26 protein-coding genes, 1 tRNA gene and 1 pseudogene are annotated in these 22,654 nt (G+C 65.5%); 7 read left to right on the top strand and 21 right to left on the bottom strand.

The features are described 5' to 3' along the window. Positions 1-17: 17 nt before the first annotated feature. The 3 genes from ACFE99_RS05515 (at position 18) to ACFE99_RS05505 (ending at position 1,416) form a co-directional block, all read left to right on the top strand. Positions 18-371 (top strand): ArsR/SmtB family transcription factor, encoded by a 354-nt coding sequence (locus ACFE99_RS05515; protein WP_375483180.1) that lies wholly within the window; start codon positions 18-20, stop codon positions 369-371. Further along, positions 368-805, top strand: a complete 438-nt coding sequence (locus ACFE99_RS05510) for an SRPBCC domain-containing protein (protein ID WP_375483178.1) — start codon at positions 368-370, stop codon at positions 803-805. Before ACFE99_RS05515 ends, ACFE99_RS05510 begins: the two co-directional genes overlap by 4 nt. An 80-nt stretch (positions 806-885) precedes the next feature. Continuing rightward, entirely contained in the window at positions 886-1,416 is a 531-nt protein-coding gene (locus tag ACFE99_RS05505; protein ID WP_375483176.1) for a pyridoxamine 5'-phosphate oxidase family protein, read from the top strand. Positions 1,417-1,603: 187 nt separating this feature from the next. Here the strand turns inward: ACFE99_RS05505 and ACFE99_RS05500 are convergent, their stop codons facing one another. Further along, on the bottom strand, positions 1,604-1,729 hold the full coding sequence (locus ACFE99_RS05500) for a hypothetical protein (RefSeq protein ID WP_375483174.1): 126 nt from the start codon (positions 1,727-1,729) through the stop codon (positions 1,604-1,606). A 3-nt stretch (positions 1,730-1,732) separates the two neighbouring features. Next, entirely contained in the window at positions 1,733-1,909 is a 177-nt protein-coding gene (locus ACFE99_RS05495) for a TetR/AcrR family transcriptional regulator C-terminal domain-containing protein (protein ID WP_375483172.1), read from the bottom strand. On the opposite strand from ACFE99_RS05495, the gene ACFE99_RS05490 reads away from it, so the two are divergent. Then, positions 1,854-2,132, top strand: a complete 279-nt coding sequence (locus ACFE99_RS05490; protein WP_375483170.1) for a hypothetical protein — start codon at positions 1,854-1,856, stop codon at positions 2,130-2,132. The genes ACFE99_RS05495 and ACFE99_RS05490 overlap by 56 nt on opposite strands. 103 nt (positions 2,133-2,235) lie before the next feature. Here ACFE99_RS05490 and ACFE99_RS05485 read toward each other — a convergent pair whose 3' ends face one another. The 15 genes and pseudogenes from ACFE99_RS05485 to ACFE99_RS05415 form a co-directional block, all read right to left on the bottom strand. Further along, complete coding sequence (locus ACFE99_RS05485) at positions 2,236-2,544, bottom strand: hypothetical protein (RefSeq protein WP_375483204.1); 309 nt, start codon at positions 2,542-2,544, stop codon at positions 2,236-2,238. A gap of 48 nt (positions 2,545-2,592) precedes the next feature. Beyond that, positions 2,593-2,762: pseudogene (locus ACFE99_RS05480) on the bottom strand (hypothetical protein); the annotation flags it as partial. 172 nt (positions 2,763-2,934) lie between these two features. Next, positions 2,935-3,147 (bottom strand): hypothetical protein, encoded by a 213-nt coding sequence (locus ACFE99_RS05475; protein ID WP_375483168.1) that lies wholly within the window; start codon positions 3,145-3,147, stop codon positions 2,935-2,937. Between the two features lie 70 nt (positions 3,148-3,217). Then, a complete protein-coding gene (locus ACFE99_RS05470; protein ID WP_375483166.1) occupies positions 3,218-3,400 on the bottom strand; it encodes a helix-turn-helix domain-containing protein in 183 nt (60 codons plus the stop codon). A 129-nt stretch (positions 3,401-3,529) separates the two neighbouring features. Beyond that, positions 3,530-3,602 (bottom strand) — tRNA-Arg (locus ACFE99_RS05465). 28 nt (positions 3,603-3,630) lie between these two features. Further along, positions 3,631-4,443 (bottom strand): LLM class F420-dependent oxidoreductase, encoded by an 813-nt coding sequence (locus tag ACFE99_RS05460; RefSeq protein WP_375483164.1) that lies wholly within the window; start codon positions 4,441-4,443, stop codon positions 3,631-3,633. Positions 4,444-4,458: 15 nt separating this feature from the next. After that, on the bottom strand, positions 4,459-5,526 hold the full coding sequence (locus tag ACFE99_RS05455) for a poly-gamma-glutamate hydrolase family protein (RefSeq protein WP_375483162.1): 1,068 nt from the start codon (positions 5,524-5,526) through the stop codon (positions 4,459-4,461). A gap of 124 nt (positions 5,527-5,650) precedes the next feature. Next, the gene (locus ACFE99_RS05450; RefSeq protein ID WP_375483160.1) at positions 5,651-6,883 is read right to left on the bottom strand and encodes an Nramp family divalent metal transporter; all 1,233 of its coding nucleotides are present in this window, start codon (positions 6,881-6,883) and stop codon (positions 5,651-5,653) included. 38 nt (positions 6,884-6,921) lie between these two features. Further along, positions 6,922-7,998 (bottom strand): diacylglycerol kinase, encoded by a 1,077-nt coding sequence (locus ACFE99_RS05445; RefSeq protein WP_375483158.1) that lies wholly within the window; start codon positions 7,996-7,998, stop codon positions 6,922-6,924. 3 nt (positions 7,999-8,001) lie between these two features. Next, entirely contained in the window at positions 8,002-8,793 is a 792-nt protein-coding gene (locus tag ACFE99_RS05440) for an SDR family oxidoreductase (protein WP_375483156.1), read from the bottom strand. Between the two features lie 75 nt (positions 8,794-8,868). Then, entirely contained in the window at positions 8,869-11,070 is a 2,202-nt protein-coding gene (locus ACFE99_RS05435; protein ID WP_375483154.1) for a SpoIIE family protein phosphatase, read from the bottom strand. Beyond that, on the bottom strand, positions 11,067-11,693 hold the full coding sequence (locus ACFE99_RS05430) for a SpoIIE family protein phosphatase (RefSeq protein WP_375483152.1): 627 nt from the start codon (positions 11,691-11,693) through the stop codon (positions 11,067-11,069). The genes ACFE99_RS05435 and ACFE99_RS05430 overlap by 4 nt, the downstream gene beginning before the upstream one ends. Continuing rightward, entirely contained in the window at positions 11,686-12,138 is a 453-nt protein-coding gene (locus tag ACFE99_RS05425) for an anti-sigma regulatory factor (protein ID WP_375483150.1), read from the bottom strand. The genes ACFE99_RS05430 and ACFE99_RS05425 overlap by 8 nt, the downstream gene beginning before the upstream one ends. Next, positions 12,086-12,475, bottom strand: coding sequence for an STAS domain-containing protein (locus ACFE99_RS05420; RefSeq protein WP_375483148.1), 390 nt, complete (start codon positions 12,473-12,475; stop codon positions 12,086-12,088). Before ACFE99_RS05420 ends, ACFE99_RS05425 begins: the two co-directional genes overlap by 53 nt. Before the next feature lie 34 nt (positions 12,476-12,509). Then, positions 12,510-13,415 (bottom strand): STAS domain-containing protein, encoded by a 906-nt coding sequence (locus ACFE99_RS05415; protein ID WP_375483146.1) that lies wholly within the window; start codon positions 13,413-13,415, stop codon positions 12,510-12,512. Between the two features lie 169 nt (positions 13,416-13,584). Between ACFE99_RS05415 and ACFE99_RS05410 the strand changes: the two genes are divergently transcribed. Continuing rightward, the gene (locus ACFE99_RS05410; RefSeq protein ID WP_375483144.1) at positions 13,585-13,953 is read left to right on the top strand and encodes an STAS domain-containing protein; all 369 of its coding nucleotides are present in this window, start codon (positions 13,585-13,587) and stop codon (positions 13,951-13,953) included. 12 nt (positions 13,954-13,965) lie between these two features. On the opposite strand, the gene ACFE99_RS05405 is transcribed toward ACFE99_RS05410, so the two are convergent. The 3 genes from ACFE99_RS05405 to ACFE99_RS05395 are packed head-to-tail and all read right to left on the bottom strand — an operon-like array spanning position 13,966 to position 17,247. Beyond that, positions 13,966-14,892, bottom strand: a complete 927-nt coding sequence (locus ACFE99_RS05405; protein ID WP_375483142.1) for a Ku protein — start codon at positions 14,890-14,892, stop codon at positions 13,966-13,968. Between the two features lie 37 nt (positions 14,893-14,929). Next, on the bottom strand, positions 14,930-15,856 hold the full coding sequence (locus tag ACFE99_RS05400) for a carbohydrate kinase (protein ID WP_375483141.1): 927 nt from the start codon (positions 15,854-15,856) through the stop codon (positions 14,930-14,932). Further along, positions 15,853-17,247, bottom strand: coding sequence for a mannitol dehydrogenase family protein (locus ACFE99_RS05395; RefSeq protein WP_375483202.1), 1,395 nt, complete (start codon positions 17,245-17,247; stop codon positions 15,853-15,855). The genes ACFE99_RS05400 and ACFE99_RS05395 overlap by 4 nt, the downstream gene beginning before the upstream one ends. A 215-nt stretch (positions 17,248-17,462) precedes the next feature. Between ACFE99_RS05395 and ACFE99_RS05390 the strand changes: the two genes are divergently transcribed. Continuing rightward, positions 17,463-19,766 (top strand): ATP-dependent DNA ligase, encoded by a 2,304-nt coding sequence (locus ACFE99_RS05390; protein ID WP_375483139.1) that lies wholly within the window; start codon positions 17,463-17,465, stop codon positions 19,764-19,766. A gap of 6 nt (positions 19,767-19,772) precedes the next feature. On the opposite strand, the gene ACFE99_RS05385 is transcribed toward ACFE99_RS05390, so the two are convergent. After that, positions 19,773-20,531, bottom strand: a complete 759-nt coding sequence (locus ACFE99_RS05385) for an adenylate/guanylate cyclase domain-containing protein (RefSeq protein WP_375483137.1) — start codon at positions 20,529-20,531, stop codon at positions 19,773-19,775. Positions 20,532-20,613: 82 nt separating this feature from the next. Between ACFE99_RS05385 and ACFE99_RS05380 the strand changes: the two genes are divergently transcribed. Further along, positions 20,614-22,542 (top strand): fumarylacetoacetate hydrolase family protein, encoded by a 1,929-nt coding sequence (locus ACFE99_RS05380; protein WP_375483135.1) that lies wholly within the window; start codon positions 20,614-20,616, stop codon positions 22,540-22,542. The last annotated feature ends 112 nt before the right edge of the window (positions 22,543-22,654 follow it).

Raw genomic sequence — 22,654 nt, 5'->3', positions numbered from 1 at the left:
CCGCTATAGTCAACAGGGTGGTTGAACATCAGCTGTTGGATCGCACATATGCGGCGCTGGCCGATCCGACCCGGCGTCGGTTGTTGGAAGTGCTACGCGAGGGGGACGCGCGCATCACCGACTTGGCCGCACCGTTGCCGATGACGTTTGCCGGCGTATCACGGCACATCGGCGTGTTGGAATCGGCGGGGCTGGTGCGTCGACGCGTGCAAGGCCGCGAACACTGGCTGTGTCTGCGACCGGACGGGCTAGAAATGGCGCAGAAATGGATCAACGAGCAGCAGCGCTGGATCGACGAGCAGACACGATTATGGTCGCGGCGTGCCGATGGGTTGTCGGCGCGACTGCGGCACCAAAGGCGTAAGCGGTGAACGACGCGCCAGTTGCCCGCGTCCGCAAAGTCATGCTGGCTCCGCCCGATGTGGTGTTCGACCAATGGTTGGATCCGGAGTCGTTGAAAGAGTGGATGTGTCCGCGACCATCTCGCGTTGTCGCCATCACGCTCGAACCCCACGTGGGCGGGCTCCTGTGCTTCGACATCGACGATTCAGGTACCGCAGTTCGGATGAACGGCCATTTTCTGGCCATCGAGCGCCCGCACCGGCTGAGCTTCACGTGGAGCGAATCGAGGTGGCGGGACCCCGCAACGCGCAGTGTCGTCACCGTTACCTTCGAGGAGCACGGCGACGATCAGACACTCATGACCATCGAACATTCTCTGTTGCCCCCAGAACACTTCGATGAGTTCCGCAATGGATGGGCGGGCGTGCTCGACCAACTCGCCGCCGTCTTGCCCACGGCCTAGTGACGGTGCGGTATTTGCTAGCCGAGGTCCAAAGCCCTTGCTGCTCAACATAATTACAAATCCAGACGAGGAGGATTGTGATGTCCACACCGACAACGGCCTTGGACGCCCGCTACAGCGAGCCCGGCGCTGTAGCCACCGCTTGGGACGATGCCCGCTGCTTGCCCGAGGACGCTCAACTGTTCTGGCTTACCACGGTTCGTGCCGACGGCCGACCGCATGTCACGCCGCTCGTCGCCATCTGGCTCGACGGTGCGCTGCATTTCGGAACCGGCGCTGAAGAACAGAAGGCCTACAACCTACGCGCGAACAAGCACGTGATACTCACTACCGGCAGCAACCAATGGAACCGCGGCCTCGACGTCGTGGTCGAAGGCGACGCTGTGCGGGTCATCGATCAGGCGAAGTTGCAGCGCCTCGCCCACGCATGGGCGCACAAATGGGACGGACAATGGCAATACGAAGTCCACCACGGTTATCTACGCCTACGCTCACCGGCGGCGGGCGGCGCCGCCGGTGAAGGCGGCGACGCCATGGTGTTCGCCGTCGCGCCGACCAAGGTGCTCGCGTTCGGAAAGGGCACCTTCACCCACACCACCTACCGATTCTGACGCTTAGCGGCTGATACGCCGGCGCCCGATGACCGGATGCGACTAGCCGCGCGCTGGGTGTGTCGCCCTTGTTGGTACTCGCAGTAATCGAGGGCGTTGCTCGTCGGATGGTCGGAGTCGTCGGCACCCGATAGGGGTCGTGGCCTTACGTGGTGGTCGCTATGCGGGGCGTGAATCGCTACGGAGGCTACGGGTCGTTGGGTGGCTGCGCCGCATTGTGTCGCAGTACGTCCAGGGTGTGCTGGACCCAGGCCTCGCGGTAGCGGTCTGCGCTGATTCCGCCGGGTGTATGCCCGATCAGCAGTTGCACCATCGGCTAGTAGGCCATCGCGGCCATCGCGACCGCAGCACTGGCTTCTGGATCGGCGATCTGTGAGGCTCCGGCGTCGACGGCAGCGCGCAGTTGGTGGGCGAAGCTCTGATAGGTGTTGGCGGTGATGCCCGACCACAGCTCGTCGACAAGTTCGGGAAAGGCCTCTGGCTCGCGGAACACTGAGCGGGACCCCGACCGACTGCTCGGCGGCGAATTCACCCTGCACCAACCACGGTTGGCGCACGAATCAGTCGCCGGAGAAGCCCTGCAGCGTGACGCATTCCGGCGCGCCATGGAGCCAAAGCTCGTTGCGACCGGCACAACGATCGCCGCGGGCAAGGGCCGGCCGGCTGAACTGTTCGGGCGAAAGAGCACCGCGACGGCGCGGCGCCGTGAACGGTGATGAATCAGTTCGGCGGAGCAGGGGCACTTTGGTGCCCCTGTTCAGAGTCGGTTGATTGTTGACGTTTCTGTTTCGGTTGATCCTTGACACTCTGGGTTAGTGGTTAGGCCTGTTCGCGGGTGCGGAAGGCCCGTTTGTTTCTTACCTCGCCGCGGCTGGTGCGGGCGGCGGTCTTGACCAGATCGTCGCCGATGTAAAAGCGCAGCAGGTCGTCATCGACGTGGACATCGCAGCGGGCGCCGGCGTAGTGGGCCCCCACGCAGACCTGCTGCCAAGCCACGCTGATGACGCCGTTGCTGGTGACCCGACGCGACACCCAATCGTCGCCGCTACGGTCCTGGCCGATGTGCGCCGGGCATCCCGGCACGGCCATCGCGGCGCCCGGTGTGAATCGTTGGACCGGTGCCACCATTTTCAGCGCTTGATGCGGGCGAGCGGTGTTGTAGTAGTCGACCCACTGGTCAACGCCTGCTGGGCCATCTTGAGATTGGTGAAAGGTGTTCGGTTGCTGAGGAATTCAGCACGCAAACTGCGATGGAACCGCTCGATTTTGCGGGTGGTGGTGGGGCTGCGCGGGGCGGTCAACAGATGCTCAATACCGTTTTGGCGGCAGATCGCATCAAAAAACACCTCCACCGGCGGATGGGCGAACCGGCCGGTGAACACCTTGCCGTTATCGGTCAAGATCTGCTCGGGGGCCCCGTAGCTGGCCAGCGCCGCGCAATGTGTCGCAGACCGCGCGGGTGCGCTCACGAGCCATCAACCGCACACACCCACATCCGGGAATGATCGTCGATACCGGTTACGGCTTTGCGCTGGTGCCATCGGCCAACGGGAAGCCACCGACGATGTCCATTTGCCACAGCTCCATCGGTGCGCCGCGCTCCCAGCGTTTCCACTTCCTTAAGCGCCGATCCCGCAGATTCGGGTCGATCATCCCGGCCCGCACCACCGCCCGATAGGCCGCCGACTCCGAGACCACGGGCCTCACCGCCCGTTTGGCCAGCTCGAACACCAGCCGGCGCGGACCCCAATACGGCCAGACCGACGAACTCCAACAACGCCGCCTCCACCGCCGCCGGCATCTAATGCGGACAGCTCACCGGCCGATGCGACCGATCCACCAGCCCCTCAAGGCCCTGGGCCTCATAGCGGGCCAACCAAGTGGGCAGCGTCTGGCGCGACACACCCACCTTTTCGGCAACCTGCGACACCGACAACCCGTCACTGATCACCGCCAACACCGCCTGATACCTCTGCTCAGCCACGCTTAACTCCCTCATTCAGCGAGTGTCAAGGATCAGCCGAAGTAACTGTCAAGCATCAGCCGAAACACTGTCAGGCATCACCCGAAGCCGAAATGTCAAGCATCAGCCCAGGTCATACACGCAAATGGGTGCCCCCGGCAGGATTCGAACCTGCGACACCGGCTTTAGGAGAGCCGTGCTCTATCCCCTGAGCTACGAGGGCCGACCGGCTCGCAGCTTACCCGCGATGCTCACCGCAGCTCCGCGATCACCTCGGCGAAACTTTCGGCGTGGTCTTCCTGGACGGTGAATGAGGTCAGTCCGTACGTTTCGCGGTACCCGCGCAACCTGTCGGCCATATCGCGGGGCGACCCGCTCAGCACAGCCGGCAGCGCCAGCAGCTGCTCGTCGGACAATGTCGGCGCGTATCTGCGAGTCAAGGAGAGGTCGGGCCTCCCGGAGTTGTCGGCTGGCACCGCGGTAATCGCGAGGTTCAATTCGAGATCCCGGTCATCGGCCGCGGCGCGGACGAACTCGATGCGTTCGGCCAGCGGGTCGCCGGCGCCGCGGGTGTTGGCGCCGGTGAGCCCAACGATGTCGGCATGCCGGGCCGCCACAGTCAGCAGCCGGTCGCCGTTGCCGGCGATGAGAATCGGCACGCTGGGCAGGTGCTTTTTGAGGTAGGCCGTCACATGTTCGAGGTACTCGACGCGCCGTCCCGCGCTGGGGTAGGGCAGTTCGGCCGCCTCGAATTCTTCGCGCACATAGCCGGCGCCGAGCCCGACTTCAAGGCGGCCATCGCTGAGCAGATCGACGCCCGCAACGTCACGGGCCAGCAGAGCCGGCTTATAGAAGCATGCGTTGAGCACATAGGTGCCTACCCGGACCGTCGTGGTGGCGTGCGCGATCGCTGTCAGCGTCGGGAACGGCGCGGGTGCGCCGAGGTGGTCAGGCAAGTACAGAACATCGAATCCCCAACTCTCCAGACGGCGCGCCTTCTCTTGCAGTGCCGTACGCGACTTGACGGCGTGGATACCGATGGAAAAGCGAAAGTCCTTGCTCATCAGCCCACTTCGGATCTACTGGGACCGTGTTTCCCAACTGCGCACCGTGCCCACCAGGCCCTTGACGAGGGTGGAGGTCACCGGCGACAACCCGTCATCGCCGGGAAGGGGACTGCGCGGGCTGATGCCCCGCACCCGCGCCGACAGCTCTAACTGAACTCCACCCCCGCGTACCCGGTTGACGGGGTTGTCCGGATGCAGACCGCGAAGCTCGCGTGGGATGGCATCCAACTCGGTGACAACTTGATAGCCAGGGAGGTCGAGGTGGCTGGCCAGGTGGGTTGCCAGGTCGCGGTTGCGGCCACCCGCCAGCAGTTGTGTGCTGCGCCCGAACCTGCCGTAGCCATGAAGGGAGATGGCGACCTCGACATGGTCGAGAAACTGGGCGAGCCGCGGCGACTCGCCCGGACGGAACCGAACAGAGGACAGATGATGCGGATAGCGGTCGGGGTGCCGCACCAGATACACCGACGCGTCGGCGGCATCTGCGGCACGTTCAGCGATCACGTCGGTCATCTGTTCCAAGCCGCCGCCGTGAATGGCCAAAAAGCCGAAGCGCGAGCGCAGCTGGCTCACCTCGATGACACTCGGATCGGACAGCAGCGCTGAAAGAGACTGCGGCGCAACAGAACTCGATGCAGGCGGGCGCGGCCAGCGGGACGGATCCCATCGGCGCAAATAGTCGACCCAGCGTTTGGGCAGCCGGTGATGTAACGCACCGTCGATGATGCGCTCCAGGTAGCCGGGCCGAGGCGCACCCGGGGTCACCCGGTGGTCGATATAGACCCATGCAGGGAAGGGACCGTCGTCGGTATGCACGGTCAGCCGATCGCGGCGGTAGCGCACCGGCACCCCCTCAGCGCTGTCCAATGCGGCGAGGTCATGATCGGACAGCTGCCACAGCACACCGTGCACATGACCGCCGGTGAACGGGTCCACCGTGGCCACTCCGCGTTGGTTTATCAGCCACTCGTGGTCGGCCAGCATCGCCGGGCGTGGTTTGGCCGCCTCAGGGCAGCGCCGCGCCATCTGGCGCACACACAGATTCGACCCGTACGCGAAGTAGGCATGGCGGCGCACCAAAGATCAGCCCCTCAGCGCACGGCTACGGACACGGCGTCGAGGGCTCACACGGTCGATGTTAGCGATACGAATCGCTGGCCTCGTGGCACCGCGCGGAGTGGCAAATCGCCCGATAGCCGCAAAGTTATGTGACTTCGCTCACAGTCAAAAAGATCAACACCACATTGAGCAGGCTGATCATCACGGCTATCGTCCAGCCGACGCCGGTGGTCAGGCGGTGGTTAGTGTCGGCGCCCATGACCGCGCGATTGCTGGTCAACCGCACCAGCGGAAACAGCGCGAACGGGATGCCGAACGACAGCACAACCTGAGACAGCACCAGTGCCCGGGTCGGGTCGAAGCCGCACGCCAAAATCAGCATGGCCGGTGTCAGCGTGACCACCCGACGCACCAGCATGGGCACCGACCGGTACAGCAATCCCTGCATGATCATGGCGCCGGCATACGCGCCTACCGACGCCGACGCCAATCCGGATATCAGCAATCCCACCGCGAAACACACGGCGATCACCGGATTCACCGTGTCGCGCACGGCGGCGTAAGCCCCGTCGATCGAACCGGTGCCGCCGCGCCCGGCCATGTTAAGCGCGGCAACCAGCAACATCGCCGCGTTCACACCTCCGGCGACCATCATCGCCAGCCCGACATCCCAGCGGGTGACCCGCAGCAGCCAGCGCCGCGGCGGTCCCGCATCGGGTTGGCCGTGCCGGTCGCGGGCCAGGCCCGAATGCAGGTAGACGGCATGCGGCATGACGGTGGCGCCGAGGATCGCGGCGGCCAGCAGCACGCTTTCGCCGCCGCGGAAGTGGGGCACAAGGCCGCCGAGCACGGCACCCGGCGGCGGTGTGGCGACAAAGAAGCTGGCGGTGAAGCCGATTGCGATCACCATCAGCAACCCGGTGATGAGCTGCTCGAACCACCGCTGGCCATTGCGGTCGCGGACAGACAGCAGCAGCAACGACACCACCCCGGTGATCAGACCGCCGATCAGCAGTGGCAGATGGAACAAGATGCGCAGCGCGATCGCTCCGCCGACCACTTCGGCCACGTCGGTGGCCATCGCCACGAGTTCGGCCTGCACCCAGTAGGCGAGCCGAGTGTAGCGGTTCATCTGCTGGCCAACGGCCTCGGGCAGCGAGCGCCCGGTGACCAGCCCGAGTTTCGCCGACAGGTATTGCACCAGCCCGGCCATCAGGTTGGCGGCGACGATCACCCACAGCAGCAGATAGCCGAACTGGGCGCCGGCGCTGACGTTGGCTGCGACGTTGCCGGGATCGACGTAGGCGATCGCGGCGACGAACGCCGGCCCGAGCAGATACCAGCCCGTTTTCCGCTGGGTCTGGGTGTCCTGGGCCAACTAACCGACTTTCGCTGACTTCGAATAACCCAGTTAGGTTAGCCGGGCGTGTACAGGCCCCGGCCGGTGACCAACGGCAAGTCCAGGGTGGTGCGGATACCGGCCGGGGCGGCCACTACCGCCGGAATGGCGTTGACGATCCGCATGGCGGTCGCCACCAGCCCGGCGTGGTTGTGATCGCCGCGGCGGCTGCTCAGGCAGACGTCCACCGCGTAGGACGGCTCACCGGTGATCTCGACGCGGTAGGAGCCGCCGGGCTGGGCCGGTTGCGGCCAATCGGGGCGCAGGTCTTCCCGCAACCGGGTGACGTGTTCGAGCACCACCGCGGGCTGGCCGCCGACCATGCCGAGCACCTCGAACCGCAGCGCCGCCGCGCTCCCCTTGGGGATGTGACCCGAGGCAATGTCGAAGTCCTCTGGCGCCGGTTCGCGGACGTGGCGCTCGGTGACGTCGTCGAGGGAAACGCCAAGCCCCGCGGCAAGTTGGCGCACCACCGATCCCCACGCCATGCTCAGCACGCCGGGCTGCAGCAGCATCGGGACCTCGTCGAGCGGCTTGCCGAAGCCCATCACGTCGAACATGACGACGGCGCTGTCGTAGGTGGCGTAGTCGACGATCTCCATGCAGCGCACCTGCTGGATGCTCTGGCAGGTGCCGGCCAACGCCAGCGGCAGCAGGTCGTTGGCGAAGCCCGGGTCGATCCCGTTGACGAAAAGGCTCGAATTGCCCTCTCGCGCAGCCTCTTCCAGAGGAGCGATGAGCTCGTCGGGGATCACCTGCCACGGGTACTGGAGAAAGACCGGACCGCTGCCGACGACGTTGACTCCGGCGGCCAGGATACGCCGGTAGTCGCCGAGCGCTTCAGGCAGGCGGTTGTCGGCCATCGCGGTGTAGACCGCGCACTGCGGCCCGGTTGCCAGCACCGCGTCGAGGTCGGTGCTGGCTTGCACACCGGTCGAATCCTCAAGTCCGACAAGCTCGCCCGCATCCTTGCCGGCCTTGGTGTCAGAGGACACCCACACACCGGTGAGTTCGAATTCCGGGTTGGTGATCAGCGCTTTGAGCGCGTGGGCGCCGACGTTGCCGGTGCCGATCTGAACGACGCGAATGGTCATGGTCTACAGGTCCGGGATCGGTAGGTCGAGGTTGGGGAAGGTGAGGCCGCCGTCGACCTCGAGCGTTTTGCCGGTCAGGAAGCCACCGGCCGGTGATGCCAAATACACTGCGGCAGCGGCGATATCGGCGGGGTCGCCGAGGCGGCGCAACGGTGTCGCCTCCTCCATCGGCTTGCGCAGCTCGTCGTTGGAGGCCACGATGTCCAGCGCCGAGGTGACGATCGAACCCGGCGCGATTGCGTTGACCCGGATCCGTGGGCACAGGTCGAGGGCGGCCAGCCGGGTGTAGTGGGCCAGCGCGGCTTTGGCGGTGCCGTAAGCGGCGAAACCTCGTCCTGCCAACCTGCCCATGGTCGAGGTGATGTTGATGATGCTGCCGCCGCCGGAGTGCCCAAGCATCAGCGGCACCGCCGCAGTGGTCAACGCGTGCGCAGTGGCGACGTTGAAGGTGAATGCCTCTTTGAGGTCCTTGGTCGAGGTGGTCAGCAGTGCGTTGGGCATCGTGCCACCGACATTGTTGACAACGATGTCTAGTTTGGCGCACGCCGCGTCATGCTTGCCGGCCAGCTCTGCCGTGGCGTCCGGGTGGGCCAGGTCGGCGGCGACCACGTGGGCGCGCCTACCGGTGCCCCGGACCTGTTCAGCCACTTCCTCGAGCTGGGATTGGGTCCGCGACGCGATGACGACATCGGCGCCTACCTCGGCGAACGCCACAGCGATGGCCGCGCCGAGTCCGCGGCCCGCACCGGTGATGACGGCGACTTTGTCGTCGAGTCGAAAGTTGTCCAGGATCATTGCGCCCCTTCTGTTGTGTCGGGCGAAACGGTAACAAGCTTCAGCCACCGAAGGGGCCGCTTTCTGGAACACGTTCTAATTCGACTCCGTCGGCGGTAGCCGGAAGCTCATGGTGACCGTCGTTCCGGACGGGCCATGCTCCAGCTCGAAGCGCTCGCTGACCGCGTCGATCAACTGCAGGCCCCGCCCGCCAGGACCCGGCTCCGGTGTTTTCCACGAGCCGGAATCGGCAACACGGGCGTGGATCATTCCGCCGGCGATGTCGACGTCGAGCCGCACCGGTCCGGCACGCGAACCACGGTACGCATGCTCGACGGTGTTGGCGCATGCCTCGTAGACGCCGAGCACGATGTCGGCGGCCAGCGGACCCGGTACGGCGCACGACTGCAGCCATGCGTTTAGTCGATGCCGCACGTCGGCCAAGTGGTCCACGCTCGCATCGGTTTTGAGCCGCAGCGCGGTCTGCGGGCGCCGATATACCACCATCGCGACGTCGTCGTCATATCCGGCTGGCGGGGCCAACTCCCGAACCACCGCATCGGCAACATGGCCGACGAGCGAATCGGCGTTTTCGCTCAAAATCGCTGTCACGCGGGCGATTCCGGCGTCGATCGGCTCGTGCTTGCGCTCGACCAGGCCGTCGGTGAAGACAATCAGCGTCGACCCCGGCGGCAAGATCTGGGTCGCCTGCGGGCGTCCGTGATCCCGGTGCACGGCGAGCGGCACCGAATGAGCATCGGCCAGCATGGTTGTCCCGGACCCCGGCGCCGCGAGTAGCGCGGGCGGGTGACCCGCATTGCTGTAGCGCAGCTCGCCCGATTCAGTGTCGAGGATGCCCAGGAACACCGTCGTGCAATACGCACCCGGAATCAGCGCCGCCGCCGCGTCGAGGTCTTCGAGCAGCAGCGCGGGTTCGGCGCCAGTCAGCAACAGGGCACGCGCCGAGCTGCGCAGCTGACCCATCACCGCGGCGGCCGGCAGGCCGCGGCCCACGCAGTCGCCGACCACGATCCCGATGCGGTGGTCGCCGAGCGACAGTACGTCATACCAGTCGCCGCCGATTTCCAGCGGCGGAACGGCGGGTTCGTAGCGAACCGCGAAGCCGGCCGGAAGGGCGATGGGCGCAAGCATCGCGCGCTGCAGGGTTAGCGACGTCTCGCGTGCGCTTTCGAATTGGCGTACATGCTGTATCGCCAGGCCGAGGTGGCCGACAAGCACGGTGACCAGCAGCCGATCCTCGGCGCTGATCCAGCGAGGTGTCGCAAGCTCCAGCCACAGCGCGACGTCCCCGGTGCCGGAGAGCACGGCGACGATTCCCCGTGACTTGCCTGGTGTATCGGCCCATTCGACCGTCTGGACGGTCAGCGGCAGTTGGTGACGCGCCGTTTCAAACGTCTGGCGCAGCAACGGGTTCAGGTCACGCCAATTGGAGTCTGCGGGTTCGCCGGCTACTTGGACGATCGGGTCGCCGCCGTTGGTCGGCCACATCACCGCCACGACCCGCTGCACGTCGAGCGCGACCCGGCACTCGTCGAGGGTGATGGAAAGCACCTCTGCGACGCTCTTGGCCACTCCAACGGCGGTGGCCAGACGCAAAACCGCGTTCTCGCGCGCCGCGAAAGCCCGCTGCGCGGTGATGTCGCGAATCGTTCCGACGTAGAGGCCTTTTTCGGCGGCATAGTCGGTGACCGCGTTGATGCTCACCGCCACCCACGCTAGGTGGCCGTCGCGATGGCGAATCGGCGTCTCGTACTGGACGCTGCCGCCCTGTACCAGGAGGTCTTGCTGATGATCCGCGGCTTGGCGGTCGACCAACCACGGGTGCGGCCACCGGTACGGCAGACCGTCGGCGGAGTAGCCGGTGATCTCGGCGAACGCGTCGTTGATCTCGATGACGGTGCCGCGTTGGTCGGCGACGAAGAATCCCTCCTGCAGCGAATTGACCAGCGCGGTGCGAAACTCGTCGCGGTCGGCGAGCTGGTCGGCGCGGGCCCGCTGTTGCGCGTAACCTTTTGTGCTGTCGAGAAATCCGCGAGTCGCGACGTCCAGTGCGGCCAGTGTCTGCAGCAGGAATTCAAGTGCCGCGGGCCCGTCGAGTCGGGCATCTTCGACCAGCCGGAAGTGGTTTTCGATGATCTCGAGCATGCTGATCCGGCCCTGCAGCGCCTGGCGGCCCAGTTCGTGGCCGACGGCCAGGCTGGCCTCGTCTTGGGCCTCCAGATGGGTGCTCAGCGCGGCGGCATAACGGACATGGAAGTCCGGTGCCACGTCGGTCATGACGAGAAGCCTCGGTGACGCGCGGCAAGCACCAGCGCGTCGTCGGTTTCCTTGGCGTGCTTATCCAAAATTTGTTCAGCGGTCGTCATGGCTGGCCCGGCGAAGTCGATGCTGTCCAGATAGTCTTCGCAGATGCCGTCGCTGGCCAGGACAAGTAGGTCACCGGGCCGAATTGCCACCGAATGTGGATGCAAAACCTCCGGCAGCCGGAAGCCGACCGTTCCGCTGGCAAGCAGTGCACACGACCGGACCTCGACACCGCTCACCGCCTTCGCGACCAGGTTGGCGGTGACGTTGCCCACCCCGATCCAACGCATCGTCGCGGCTTCGAAATCGAGCTGCGCCAAAGTCATTGCCACACCCCTGGTGTCGGCCAGCGCATGATGGCACAGCTGGAATAGGGCTTCGAGGGGTTCCGCACGGGCGTCGCTGATCACGTCCGCAGCGCGCATTGCCGCTGTCGCAGCTTCCGTTCCGTGGCCCAGGCCGTCCAGCACGCCGAACAGAGCAGCTTTGCCGCCGATGTCGAGCGCAATCGGATAGTCGCCGCAAATTTGCTCGTCGGGCCGCGGACGGCGCGCCGCCGCCCACTCGATCGGCCCTAGCCGGCCCTGCCTACGCACCGGACGGAACCCATTTCCACATCTCGACGTGCGTACCCCGCCCAGGGGTGGATTCCACGATCAACCGGTCCATCAGGCGGCGCGCACCGGGCAGGCCCAGCCCGAGCCCACGGCCAGTCGAGTATCCGTCTTCGAGCGCGCGCTCAATGTCGGCGATGCCAGGTCCCTGGTCTTCAGCCTGCACCACCAACGCCTTGCGGCCTTCCCGGTCGGCCACCGTCACCCGAACCGCGCCGCGACCCGCGTAGCTGGTGATGTTGCGTGCGACTTCGGAGATCGCGGTGGCGATCATTGTGACATCGGTCAAGGAAAATCCGAGATCTCGCGCGAGCTGATGTCCTGCCTGGCGTGCGATGACGATGTCGTCGGGATGACCCACGTCCACGACGATCTCATCCCACACCGTCACGTCCGATCGTCGCTTTTCGACGCGCGAGTCGTCCATTCAGCAGGGCAAGCCCTTCTTCGAGGTCCAGCGCAGTATGCATACCGCCGAACGCGAGCCCCAGCTGAACCATGGCGAAGGCGACCTCAGGCTGCAAGCCCACGATCACGGTGTCGGCGCCGCGCAGCCGGGTCATGTGCGCAATCGTGCGCAGCGATCGGGCAGCGAAGGAGTCCATCACGTCGATTGCGGTGACGTCGACGATGATGCCTTGCGCCCGAAACCGGTTGACCCGTTCCATCAGGTCCTGGCGGAGCCGTTCGGTGTCGGAGTCGCGGAGGGCGGCCTGGACGGTCGCGATGACTACTGGGCCTTGCTGCAGAATGGGGACTGGCATGCGACGCTCCCAGTAGCCCGGCTGGAATCCACTGTTACGCGCTCTGCTCGCCGGTGCGGGTGACCTCGTAGCCCAGCAGGCGTTCCGCCTCCTCGATGCCGCCCTGCAGGTCGCCGACCGCGTTCATCTTCGACAGGTCCAGCCCGATCGTCACGAGGGTCAAGGCGATTTCCGATGACAGGCCGGTGATGATGACGCTGGCACCCATCAGCCCTGAGGCGTCGACGGTCTGGACCAGGTGGTTCGCCACGGTGGAGTCGATGGTCGGCACACCGGTGATGTCGATGACCACGACCTTGGCGCGGTTGTTGCGGATGGCCCGAAGCAGTTGCTCGGTGAGTTGCCGGGCCCGCTGGCTGTCCAGGACGCCGATGATCGGGAGGATCAGCAGCTGCTCGCGCACCTGCAACACCGGCGTGGACAGCTCTCGGATCGCCTCCTGCTGCTGGCGGATGATCCGCTCGCGTTCCTGCACGAAGCTGACCGCAACCGTGTTGGCGATGCGGTTGGCCGCCGGCTCGTAGGCGTCGAGCACCCGGTTGAGCAGGTCGAAGTCGGATTGGTACTTCTCGAACAGCGAACGGGCGAGCACGTCGCGCAACAGCAGCACGATCCCGACGACCTCGTCAGTCTCGACGCCCCGCGGGATGATCCGCTCGGAGAGGTCGCGGGCGTATGCCTGCAGCGCCTCGACGCTTCCCGTCTCGAGCACCTCGACGTAGTTGTCGTATACAGCGGTCGCTTCGGAGAAGAGCTCCTCCGGTGACATCGCGGTGAGCAGTTCGGCCTCGGTGATCCGGCGGGCCCACTCCTCGCGCAGCGCGGTTCGATTTTGCCGCAGATGCTGCACCAACTGGGGCAGCAGACCCTCACTGGAGATGCCGGCTGTCGCGGCGGCGGCGGTAGTGGTGGTCGCCAAATCTGTCGGCAAATCAGACATCTAACCTCCTGGCTTCCGCTCGCTCGGCAAAACCTCGAGCCCTTGCAGAGAGTAGCGCTAGGATCGGCGCGGGATCGCCTGAAGTATCATTTTTCCGGACTCGAAACCACCACGGATTAGGCTCGGACCGTTCAGCTAAGAGCGATCGACCGCCAGATAAGGATGGCCGTTGTCTGCTACGGATCCGATCAACATCTCAGTTGGGAACCGCGACGGGGTCGTCGTGCTCTCGGTCGGCGGCGAAGTCGACCTGGTCACGATTCCGGCGCTGGAAGACGCCATCGGTGGTGTGGTCGCCGACAACCCGGCGGCCCTGGTCATCGACCTCACCGCGGTGGACTTCCTGGCCTCGGCCGGGCTTAGGCTACTGGCTGCCACCAAGGAGCAAGTCGGCAAATCGGCCCCGTTCGCGGTGGTGGCGCGCGGCCCGGCGACTAGGCGGCCGATTCAGTTGACCGGCCTGGACGAGGCTTTTCCGCTGTATCAAACGCTCGAGGACGCGTTAACCGACGTGCGCGACGGCAAGCTCAAACGCTGACCTTCGACGTATCTAGGACTTGGCGCCCGCCTTGGCTCGGGCCTTCTTCGCCTCTTTCTTGGCGGGCGCTTTTTTGGCCGTTGTTTTAACGGCTTTCTTCGCCGGTGCTGTCTTGGCCGCCTCCTTTTTCGCCGGCCCTTTAGCGCCATCGGAACGTGCCTTCACGCTGGCTTCCAGCTTGGCCAGCAGGTCGGAGACGTCCTCGGTCTCGTCGAGTTCGGTGGGCTTCTCCTCGACGGTAAACGCTTCTCCGCCTTGAAGTTTCGCTTCAACCAGCTCGTGCAGCTGCTCCTGATAGTCGTCGTGGTAGCGGTCAGGATTGAAATCGTCGGCCATCGACTCGACCACCTGCCCGGCCATTTTGAGCTCCGCCGGCTTGATCTCGACCTTCTTGTCGAGCACTGGGAAATCGGGGTCGCGGATTTCGTCGGGCCACAACAAGGTATGGACCATCATCACGTCACGCTTGCTGAAGTCCTTCACCCGCAACGCTGCAAGCCGCGTTTTGTTGCGCAGCGTGAAATGCACGATCGCGATCCGGTCGGTCTCGGCAAGCGTTTTAGCCAGCAGGACATAAGATTTCGCGGATTTGGAGTCGGGCTCCAAAAAGTAGCTGCGGTCATACATCATCGGGTCGACATCGCTGGCCGGGACGAATTCGAGCACCTCGATTTCTCGGCTGCGCTCTTCGGGCAGCGTCGCGAGGTCCTCGTCGGTGATCACCACCATCTGGCCGTCCTCGGATTCGTATGCCCGCGCCACATCCCGGTACTCGACGACTTCACCACATACTTCGCACACCCGCTGGTACCGAATCCGTCCGTTGTCCTTGGCGTGCACCTGATGAAACTTGATGTCGTGGTCCTCGGTGGCGCTATACACCTTGACAGGGACGTTCACTAACCCGAAGGCGATCGAACCCTTCCAGATGGAACGCATACCGCCAGTATGCCCTTAGCAGCCTCCGGGTATGCGTCTAAAGACTTCGCGCCGCGGCGTCGCGGGCCGCCCGATCGGGCAAGTCAGCACCCGCGCGGGAGACCGTCAGCGCCGAGAGCAGGGTCGCCGCATCCAACGCCGCGGTCAGCGCGTCAAGTCCGATCCGGTGGAGATTTTCGCGGCGGCCAGCCCCCAAGAGACCCGATCGCCACAACCAGTCGATGAACCCAACCATGAACGCGTCACCGGCACCGACGGTGTCCACCACCCGTACCGGTCGCGCCGCCACCTGCACCCGGCCCGCCGCGCACACCGCGAACGCGCCCTTGGCGCCCGTCGTCACCACCACGATCGACGGGCCCAGCGCCAGCCACGTTTCGGCGATTTGCTCGGGGGTGCGGTCGGGATGGATCCAGCGCAGATCCTCGTCGCTGGCCTTCACGACATCGCCGCGTTGGACCAGGCGCTCGATGCGTTCGCGTGCCACGTCTCGGTCGGTGATCAGTGCCGGACGCACATTGGGATCCAAGCTCACGGTGGCCGACACCCGGTACGCGTCTACGAGCGCCGCCACAGCCAGACAGCCCGGCTCCTGCACGGCGGCGATGGATCCGGTATGCACCACAACCGGTGGCGCAGCCGTCGGGATACCGGAAAGCTGCCAGTCCAGGTCGAACGCATAGTCGGGCTGCCCGCCCTCGCCCACGCTCACCCGTGCAGTAGGTGTGCTGGCCGCAGTGGTGCTTCCCGAAACGAGCTGTGCCCCTGACGATTCCACGTAGTCGACGATGCGCCGGCCATACGGGTCGTCGGCGATGTGGGTCAGGAAGTCGACATCGTAGCCCAGCCGGGCCAATCCGACGGCGACGTTGAGCGGGCTGCCGCCGACATGCTCACCGGTGATTCGGCCGTCGCGCTCGACGATGTCGATCAGCGCCTCCCCGATCACCAGCCCGCGGCTCATCGCAGCAATGCTTCCAAAGTGGCCCGCGCGCCGTTGCGATGCAACGACTCCAACGCCCACCGGTAGGCCGCCACGAAGCGGGGCTGTCGCGCCAAATCGCCGAACAAAGCTGCGTTTTCGATGAATGCGGTCGACTTTATCCGCTGCGAGCGGGCGATCGGCACCAAGGAGCCGGCGAGGTTGTCGACGACCTCGATCGGTCGGCCGCACTCGTCGACACCTTCGGCGTAGCGGGCCCAAGCCGCGACCGCCGCCGCCGCCAGCCGAATCGGCCCGCCGGTCGTCAGGTTGGCGCGGATCACCGGGAGCAGCCATTTCGGGATGCGATCCGAGGAGTAGGCGCATAGGCGCGCGATCGTATCGCGCACACCCGGATTGGCGAACCGTGCGATCAGCGTGCGCTGATAGTCGCGGAGATCGATACCAGGCACAGGCGCAAGCGTGGGAGTGGCTTCCGAATCCCAATAGGCCACAAGTAGTTCGGCCAACAGCGGGTCTTTGGCGGCGTCGTGCACAAACTTGTAGCCGCACAGGTGGGCGAAGTAGCACAGGCACTGGTGCCCGGCGTTGAGCAGTCGCAGCTTCATCAGTTCATACGGGCGCACATCGTCGACCAGCAGCACGTCCGCCTGCTCCAACGGTGGTCTGCCGTCGCTGAAGTCGTCCTCGAGTACCCACGCGCTGAAGGATTCGGCGACGACCGGCCATTGGTCGTCAACGCCGAAATCGCGGCGTACCCCGGCGACCGTCTCCGGCGTGGTGGCCGGAGTGATCCGGTCGACCATCGAATTCGGGAACCGGGTATGCGTAGCTATCCATTGCGCCAGCCGGGGATCACGGGTGTCGGCGTGCGCGATCAGGGTTTGCCGCGTGAGGACACCGTTGGCTTCGATGTTGTCGCAGGACACGATCGTCGGTGAGGTGACGCCCCGGTCGCGGCGGCGGGACAAAGCCTGGCTTATCAGCTCGAAGACCGGCCCGTCGGCGCTGTAGCCGCCCTCGGTGATGGTCATCGAGATGATCCGGGTACTCGGCGCGGCGAGCAATTCGACCACCGCGTCCGGATCGTCGGGAGCGTAGCGGTAATCCAGGAGCGACCCGATCACTCGGGCGGCACGGCTGCCGTCCGGGTTCTCGAGCACTAGCGTGTACAGCCCGTCCTGGGAGTGCAAGACGTCACGCATCCGCCGGTCGGCCGGCAGCACCCCAACACCGCAAATGCCCCACTCGCGGCCCAGCCCTTGTTGCAGCAACCGGTCGATGTACGCAGCCTGGTGCGCGCGGTGAAACCCGCCCACACCGAAGTGCACAATTCCGATCCCGACGTCGTTGCGGTCATAGCTCGGCGTTGCGATCGGCAGCGCCGCCAGCGTGGCGTCGTCTACGCCAATCGCACTCGGTCGCACGGCCTTCTCGTCCCGGCGTCGTCGGGCTTGCACCACGTCTCGACAGTACGACGACCCGGCCGAGGCGACGCCCCACATGGGTGTTCACCTCTGTCACGGGAGTCTCTACAGGGTCGGATATCCGTATGCGGACTCGACCCAGAGATTGCTGTGGCATGCCGCTGCGGTGGCCGCGGCGTCGAACGACGTACCTTGGCACCATGGATTCGCCGCAGGTCTGGCCGCACGGAGCGACAGCGGGGCCGCGGGTCAAGCTCACCAATCCCGACAAGGTGCTCTACCCCCCGGCGGGCCGACGGCGAAAACCAGTCACCAAGGCCGAGGTCTTCGACTACTACACCAGCATCGCCGAGGTGATGGTGCCACACATTGCCCGGCGCGCGGCCACCCGCAAGCGCTGGCCCAACGGCGTCGACGCGCCGTCGTTCTTCGAAAAACAGTTGGCCTCCTCGGCGCCCGACTGGTTGCCCCGCGCGAGCCTGGTGCACCACTCCGGAACGACGACCTATCCGATCATCGACAGCGCCACCGCGCTGGCCTGGATCGCCCAGCAGGCCGCGCTGGAGGTGCACGTGCCGCAGTGGCGCTTCGTCGCCGAGTGGACCCGCAAGGGCGAGGAGCTAACGCAGGGTCCGGCAACACGATTGGTGTTCGACCTCGACCCCGGCGAGGGTGTGACGATGCGCCAGCTGACCGACGTGGCGCGCGCGATCCGTGATCTGATGGGCGACATCGGGCTCACCACATTCCCGCTCACCAGCGGCAGCAAGGGCATACATCTCTATGCCCCGCTGGAGAAGCCGGTGACCTCCCGCGGCGCGGTGGTGTTGGCCAAACGTGTTGCGCAGCAGCTGGAAAAGGCAATGCCACAGTTGGTCACGTCGACGATGACCAAGAGCCTTCGGGCGGGCAAGGTGTTCGTCGACTGGAGCCAGAACAACGAGTCGAAGACCACGATCGCACCGTACTCGCTACGCGGACGGGAACAGCCGACCGTGGCCGCGCCGCGCAGCTGGGAGGAACTCGACGACCCGAAGCTCCGCCACCTGCGCTACGACGAGGTGCTGGCGCGGGTGGCCCGCGACGGCGACCTGCTGGCGCCCCTGGATGCCGATATCAGCGTGGATCGGCTGACCAAATACCGCAGCATGCGTGACCCGTCGAAAACACCTGAACCGGTGCCGAGCACCAAACCAGCTGCTGGGCACAACAACACCTTCGTCATCCAGGAGCACCACGCGCGTCGGCTCCACTATGACTTCCGGCTGGAACGCGACGGTGTGCTGGTGTCGTGGGCGGTGCCCAAAAACTTGCCGGAAACCACATCGGTCAACCATCTCGCAGTGCACACCGAGGACCATCCCTTGGAGTACGCCACCTTCGAAGGCGCAATCCCCAAAGGGGAGTACGGTGCCGGCAAGGTAATCATCTGGGATTCGGGCACCTACGACACCCAGAAATTCCGCGACGACGAAGTCATCGTCAACCTGCACAGCAACCGGATTTCCGGACGCTACGCGTTGATCCAGACCGAAGGTGACCAGTGGCTGGCGCACCGGATGAAAGACCAGATTGTCTTCGAGTTCGACGAGCTGACCCCGATGCTCGCCACGGAAGGGTCGGTGGCGAACCTGAAGGCGGCCCAGTGGGCGTTCGAGGGCAAGTGGGACGGCTACCGGCTGCTGGTCGACGCCGACCACGGCAGGTTGCGGGTGCGGTCGCGGCGCGGACGCGATGTCACCGGCGAGTACCCGCAATTACGCGCGCTGGCTGCTGATCTCGCCGACCACCATGTCGTGCTCGACGGCGAAGTCGTGGCGCTCGACGAACACGGGGTGCCAAGTTTCTCGGAGATGCAAAACCGGGTGCGGGCCACCCGCATCGAGTTCTGGGCGTTCGATTTGCTTTACCTTGACGGGCGCTCGCTGCTGCGGGCCAGATACCGGGACCGGCGTCGTCTGCTGGAAACGCTGGCCAGCGCCAGTCATCTCATCGTCCCCGACTTGCTGCCCGGTGACGGCGCTGCGGCGCTGGAGTACTCAGACAAGCGCGGCTGGGAGGGTGTCGTCGCCAAGAAACGTGACTCGGCCTATCAGCCGGGCCGGCGTTCGATGTCGTGGATCAAGGACAAGCATTGGCGCACACAGGAAGTCGTGATCGGTGGTTGGCGCGCCGGTGAGGGCGGACGCACCAGCGGCATCGGGTCGCTGTTGATGGGTATTCCGGCGGACGGCGGGCTGCATTTCGCCGGGCGGGTCGGCACCGGGTTCACCGAACGTGACCTGGCCGACCTGAAGAAGACCCTGGCACCGCTGCAAACCGACAAATCGCCCTTCAACGCAAGGCTTCCTACCAAGGACGCCAAGGGTGTGACGTTCGTGCAGCCAAAGCTGGTGGGCGAGGTGCGCTACAGCGAATGGACATCGGATGGCCGGCTGCGCCAACCCAGTTGGCGCGGCCTGCGGCCGGACAAGGAACCCGGCGATGTGGTGCGAGAGAAGTGAGTCGGGTTACCTGGTAAGCACCATGGCTTCGATCGGCCGTTCATGTCCGCGTGAGTGTAATGTGCGCTGCTTTGCGTGCCCGGTCGCGCTGTCGGCCACCCCTTGCGCTACGAGCAGCTCGCCTGCGGCGGCATGCTGTTGCATCCTTGCCGCGACATTGACCGCGTCGCCCAAAGCGGTGAAGTCCATTACCGGGCCGCCGACGTTGCCGACGTAGGCGACACCGGCATTCACCGCTATGCCGAGTTGCAGCCAGGGCCCATCTCCGGTGCCGTAGCCAACGGTCCGCAGCAGGTCGACCCCAGCTTCCACCGCGCGGTCACGATATTGCGGCCCGGCGATGCCCGGTGCAAAGAAGGCCATCACTTCGTCACCGATCAGCTTGTCGATCACCGCGTCGTGTCGCAAACGCGTACGAGTCGCCGCGATGTAAAACCGGTTGAGCAACGCGGCGAAGTCTGCGGCGACGGTCTGTTCACCTAGGGTGGTTGATCCCCGGACGTCGGCGAACAGGACCGCGATGTCGACCTCGGCGCCGCCCGCCGGAAGCACGTCGCAGCAGCGGGTGCACAGGTTCGGGTTCTTACGTGAAGGGCGGAATCCCGCGGCCGCGAACACGCGGCCGGCGATGCCGCCGAACGGGTTGTTGCAGACCTTGCATCGGGGCGCAGCGGGCAGGTAGCGAAATACCCGACGCGCCTTGACTAAAGACCCATGACCATCGATCAGTACCCGGGCCCACTGCTCGGCAGGCGTTATCGTCATAGCCCGATACTTGCTTGCCCGGTGTACCGGCGCATGGGGCATTCGCCTCATCCTCACGGAGATGGTTTGTATGTTGTAGCCCATGCGGTGGGTGACCTATCGAGGCGACGGCGGTGAGCGCGCCGGGGTGCTCACCGGTGACGAGATTCACGCGATGCCACCGGGCGTGCGGATGCTTGACCTGATCCAGCGCGGCGCCGACGGTCTGCGCGCGGCCGGCGAAGAAGCGCTGCGTACACCGGTGACGGCCCGTCTCGGCGAGGTGAGGCTCGCCGCGCCGATTCCCCGACCGCCGTCGATCCGCGACTGCCTGTGCTTTTTGGATCACATGCGAAATTGCCAGCAAGCCGCCGGCGGCGGCCGGATCCTGAAAGACGTCTGGTACCGGATCCCGGCCTTCTACTTCGCCTGTCCGGCAACTGTGCTCGGCGCCTACGATGATGCACCGATGGCGCCCGGAAGTGCTTGGCAGGACTTCGAATTGGAGATCGCCGCAGTCATCGGACAAACCGGCAAAGACCTGTCGGTCGAACAAGCCGAAGCGGCGATCATCGGCTACACGATCTTCAACGACTGGTCCGCCCGCGATCTGCAGCGCCTGGAAGGGCAGCAGGGGATCGGCCAGGCCAAGGGCAAAGACAGCGGGGTCACGCTGGGGCCGTATCTGGTCACAGCCGACGAACTGGCGCCCTACCGCCGCAACGGCAAGCTCAGCCTCGAGGTGACCGCGCTGGTCAACGACAGAGTCATCGGCTCAGGGTCCACGGAGACGATGGACTGGAGTTTCGGTGAAGTCGTCTCCTACGCATCGCGCGGAGTGACGCTGCTGCCCGGCGACGTCTTCGGTTCGGGCACCGTGCCAACCTGCACCCTCGTCGAGCACCTCGCCGACCCGCAATCCTTCCCGGGCTGGCTGCACGACGGCGACGTGGTCACCCTGCGGGTCGAAGGACTCGGCGAGACCCGCCAGACGGTGCGCGCCACTACGGCGCCACAACGGCTGGCGCCGCGACCAAACCCGGACGTCAACCCGGAGCAGCCTCGCGTCAACCGGGCGCCGGCGAAAGTGCCCTATACCCGTGGGCTGCACGAGGTCGGCGAACAGGTGTGGGCCTGGACGCTGCCGGATGGTGGATACGGCTGGAGCAACGCCGCGCTTATCGCCGGCGATGGCGCGTCGCTGCTGGTCGACACCCTGTTCGATCTGCCGCTGACCCGCGAGATGCTGGCCGCGATGCGGCCCGTCACCGACCGCGCGCCAATCACCGACGCGCTGATCACCCACTCCAACGGCGATCACACGCACGGCAACCAGCTGCTGGACAGCTCCGTGCGCATCATCGCGGCGAAGGGCACCGCCGAGGAGATCGCGCACGGTATGGCGCCCGAGATGCTGGCCATGATCCAGACCGCGGATCTCGGTCCGGTCGCGATCCGCTACGCGCGAGACCGGTTCGGGCCCTTCGACTTCAGCGGGATCACCATTCGCAACGCGGACCAGACATTCGACGACGAGCTGACCATCGACGTCGGCGGGCGGCAGGTACGCCTAATGAATCTGGGACCTGCCCACACCGCGGCCGACAGCGTCGTGCACGTGCCCGACGCCGGCGTGCTGTTCGCCGGGGATTTGCTGTTCATCGGCTGCACTCCGATCGTGTGGGCCGGCCCGATCGCGAACTGTATCGCGGCCTGTGACGCCATGCTGGCGCTTGACGCCGAGACCGTCGTGCCCGGGCACGGCCCGGTCACCGACCCGGACGGGATCCGCGCCGTGCGTGGGTATCTTGTCCACATCGCCGAAGCAGCAGAGGACGCCTACCGCAAGGGGCTGTCGTTCGCCGAGGCCGCGGACACCATCGATCTCGTCGAGTACGCGGCCTGGTTGGACGCCGAACGCGTCGTCGCCAACGTCTATCGGCGCTACCGCGAACTCGACCCGGACACGCCGCAACTGGAACCGATGGCGCTGCTGGTCATGCAGGCCGAGTGGTTGGCCAAGCGCAGCTGAGGCAGTCACTGACCGGCAACCTCTGGCCGGACCGGCGACACTTAAACGTCTGCGACTACACGCCGGTTGGATTCAAGCGGTGGCTGCAGCGAATGTGGACGGGTCTGACAGT

Origin of the sequence: uncultured Mycobacterium sp. (genome assembly GCF_964249325.1) — a bacterium.
Classification (GTDB): Bacteria; Actinomycetota; Actinomycetes; order Mycobacteriales; family Mycobacteriaceae; genus Mycobacterium.
Note: the sequence above shows the minus strand (reverse complement) of the source record. Positions and strands in the feature narration are given on the sequence as shown.

Coding starts and splice junctions, on each gene's coding strand:
- ACFE99_RS05420 (WP_375483148.1), bottom strand. CDS start 12,475: ATGCCAGTCCCCATTCTGCAGCAAGGCCCAGTAGTCATCGCGACCGTC.
- ACFE99_RS05440 (WP_375483156.1), bottom strand. CDS start 8,793: ATGATCCTGGACAACTTTCGACTCGACGACAAAGTCGCCGTCATCACC.
- ACFE99_RS05505 (WP_375483176.1), top strand. CDS start 886: ATGTCCACACCGACAACGGCCTTGGACGCCCGCTACAGCGAGCCCGGC.
- ACFE99_RS05490 (WP_375483170.1), top strand. CDS start 1,854: ATGCCCGACCACAGCTCGTCGACAAGTTCGGGAAAGGCCTCTGGCTCG.
- ACFE99_RS05415 (WP_375483146.1), bottom strand. CDS start 13,415: ATGTCTGATTTGCCGACAGATTTGGCGACCACCACTACCGCCGCCGCC.
- ACFE99_RS05435 (WP_375483154.1), bottom strand. CDS start 11,070: ATGACCGACGTGGCACCGGACTTCCATGTCCGTTATGCCGCCGCGCTG.
- ACFE99_RS05485 (WP_375483204.1), bottom strand. CDS start 2,544: ATGGTGGCACCGGTCCAACGATTCACACCGGGCGCCGCGATGGCCGTG.
- ACFE99_RS05445 (WP_375483158.1), bottom strand. CDS start 7,998: ATGACCATTCGCGTCGTTCAGATCGGCACCGGCAACGTCGGCGCCCAC.
- ACFE99_RS05405 (WP_375483142.1), bottom strand. CDS start 14,892: ATGCGTTCCATCTGGAAGGGTTCGATCGCCTTCGGGTTAGTGAACGTC.
- ACFE99_RS05400 (WP_375483141.1), bottom strand. CDS start 15,856: ATGAGCCGCGGGCTGGTGATCGGGGAGGCGCTGATCGACATCGTCGAG.
- ACFE99_RS05390 (WP_375483139.1), top strand. CDS start 17,463: ATGGATTCGCCGCAGGTCTGGCCGCACGGAGCGACAGCGGGGCCGCGG.
- ACFE99_RS05500 (WP_375483174.1), bottom strand. CDS start 1,729: ATGGTGCAACTGCTGATCGGGCATACACCCGGCGGAATCAGCGCAGAC.
- ACFE99_RS05385 (WP_375483137.1), bottom strand. CDS start 20,531: ATGACGATAACGCCTGCCGAGCAGTGGGCCCGGGTACTGATCGATGGT.
- ACFE99_RS05460 (WP_375483164.1), bottom strand. CDS start 4,443: ATGAGCAAGGACTTTCGCTTTTCCATCGGTATCCACGCCGTCAAGTCG.
- ACFE99_RS05425 (WP_375483150.1), bottom strand. CDS start 12,138: ATGGACGACTCGCGCGTCGAAAAGCGACGATCGGACGTGACGGTGTGG.
- ACFE99_RS05380 (WP_375483135.1), top strand. CDS start 20,614: ATGCGGTGGGTGACCTATCGAGGCGACGGCGGTGAGCGCGCCGGGGTG.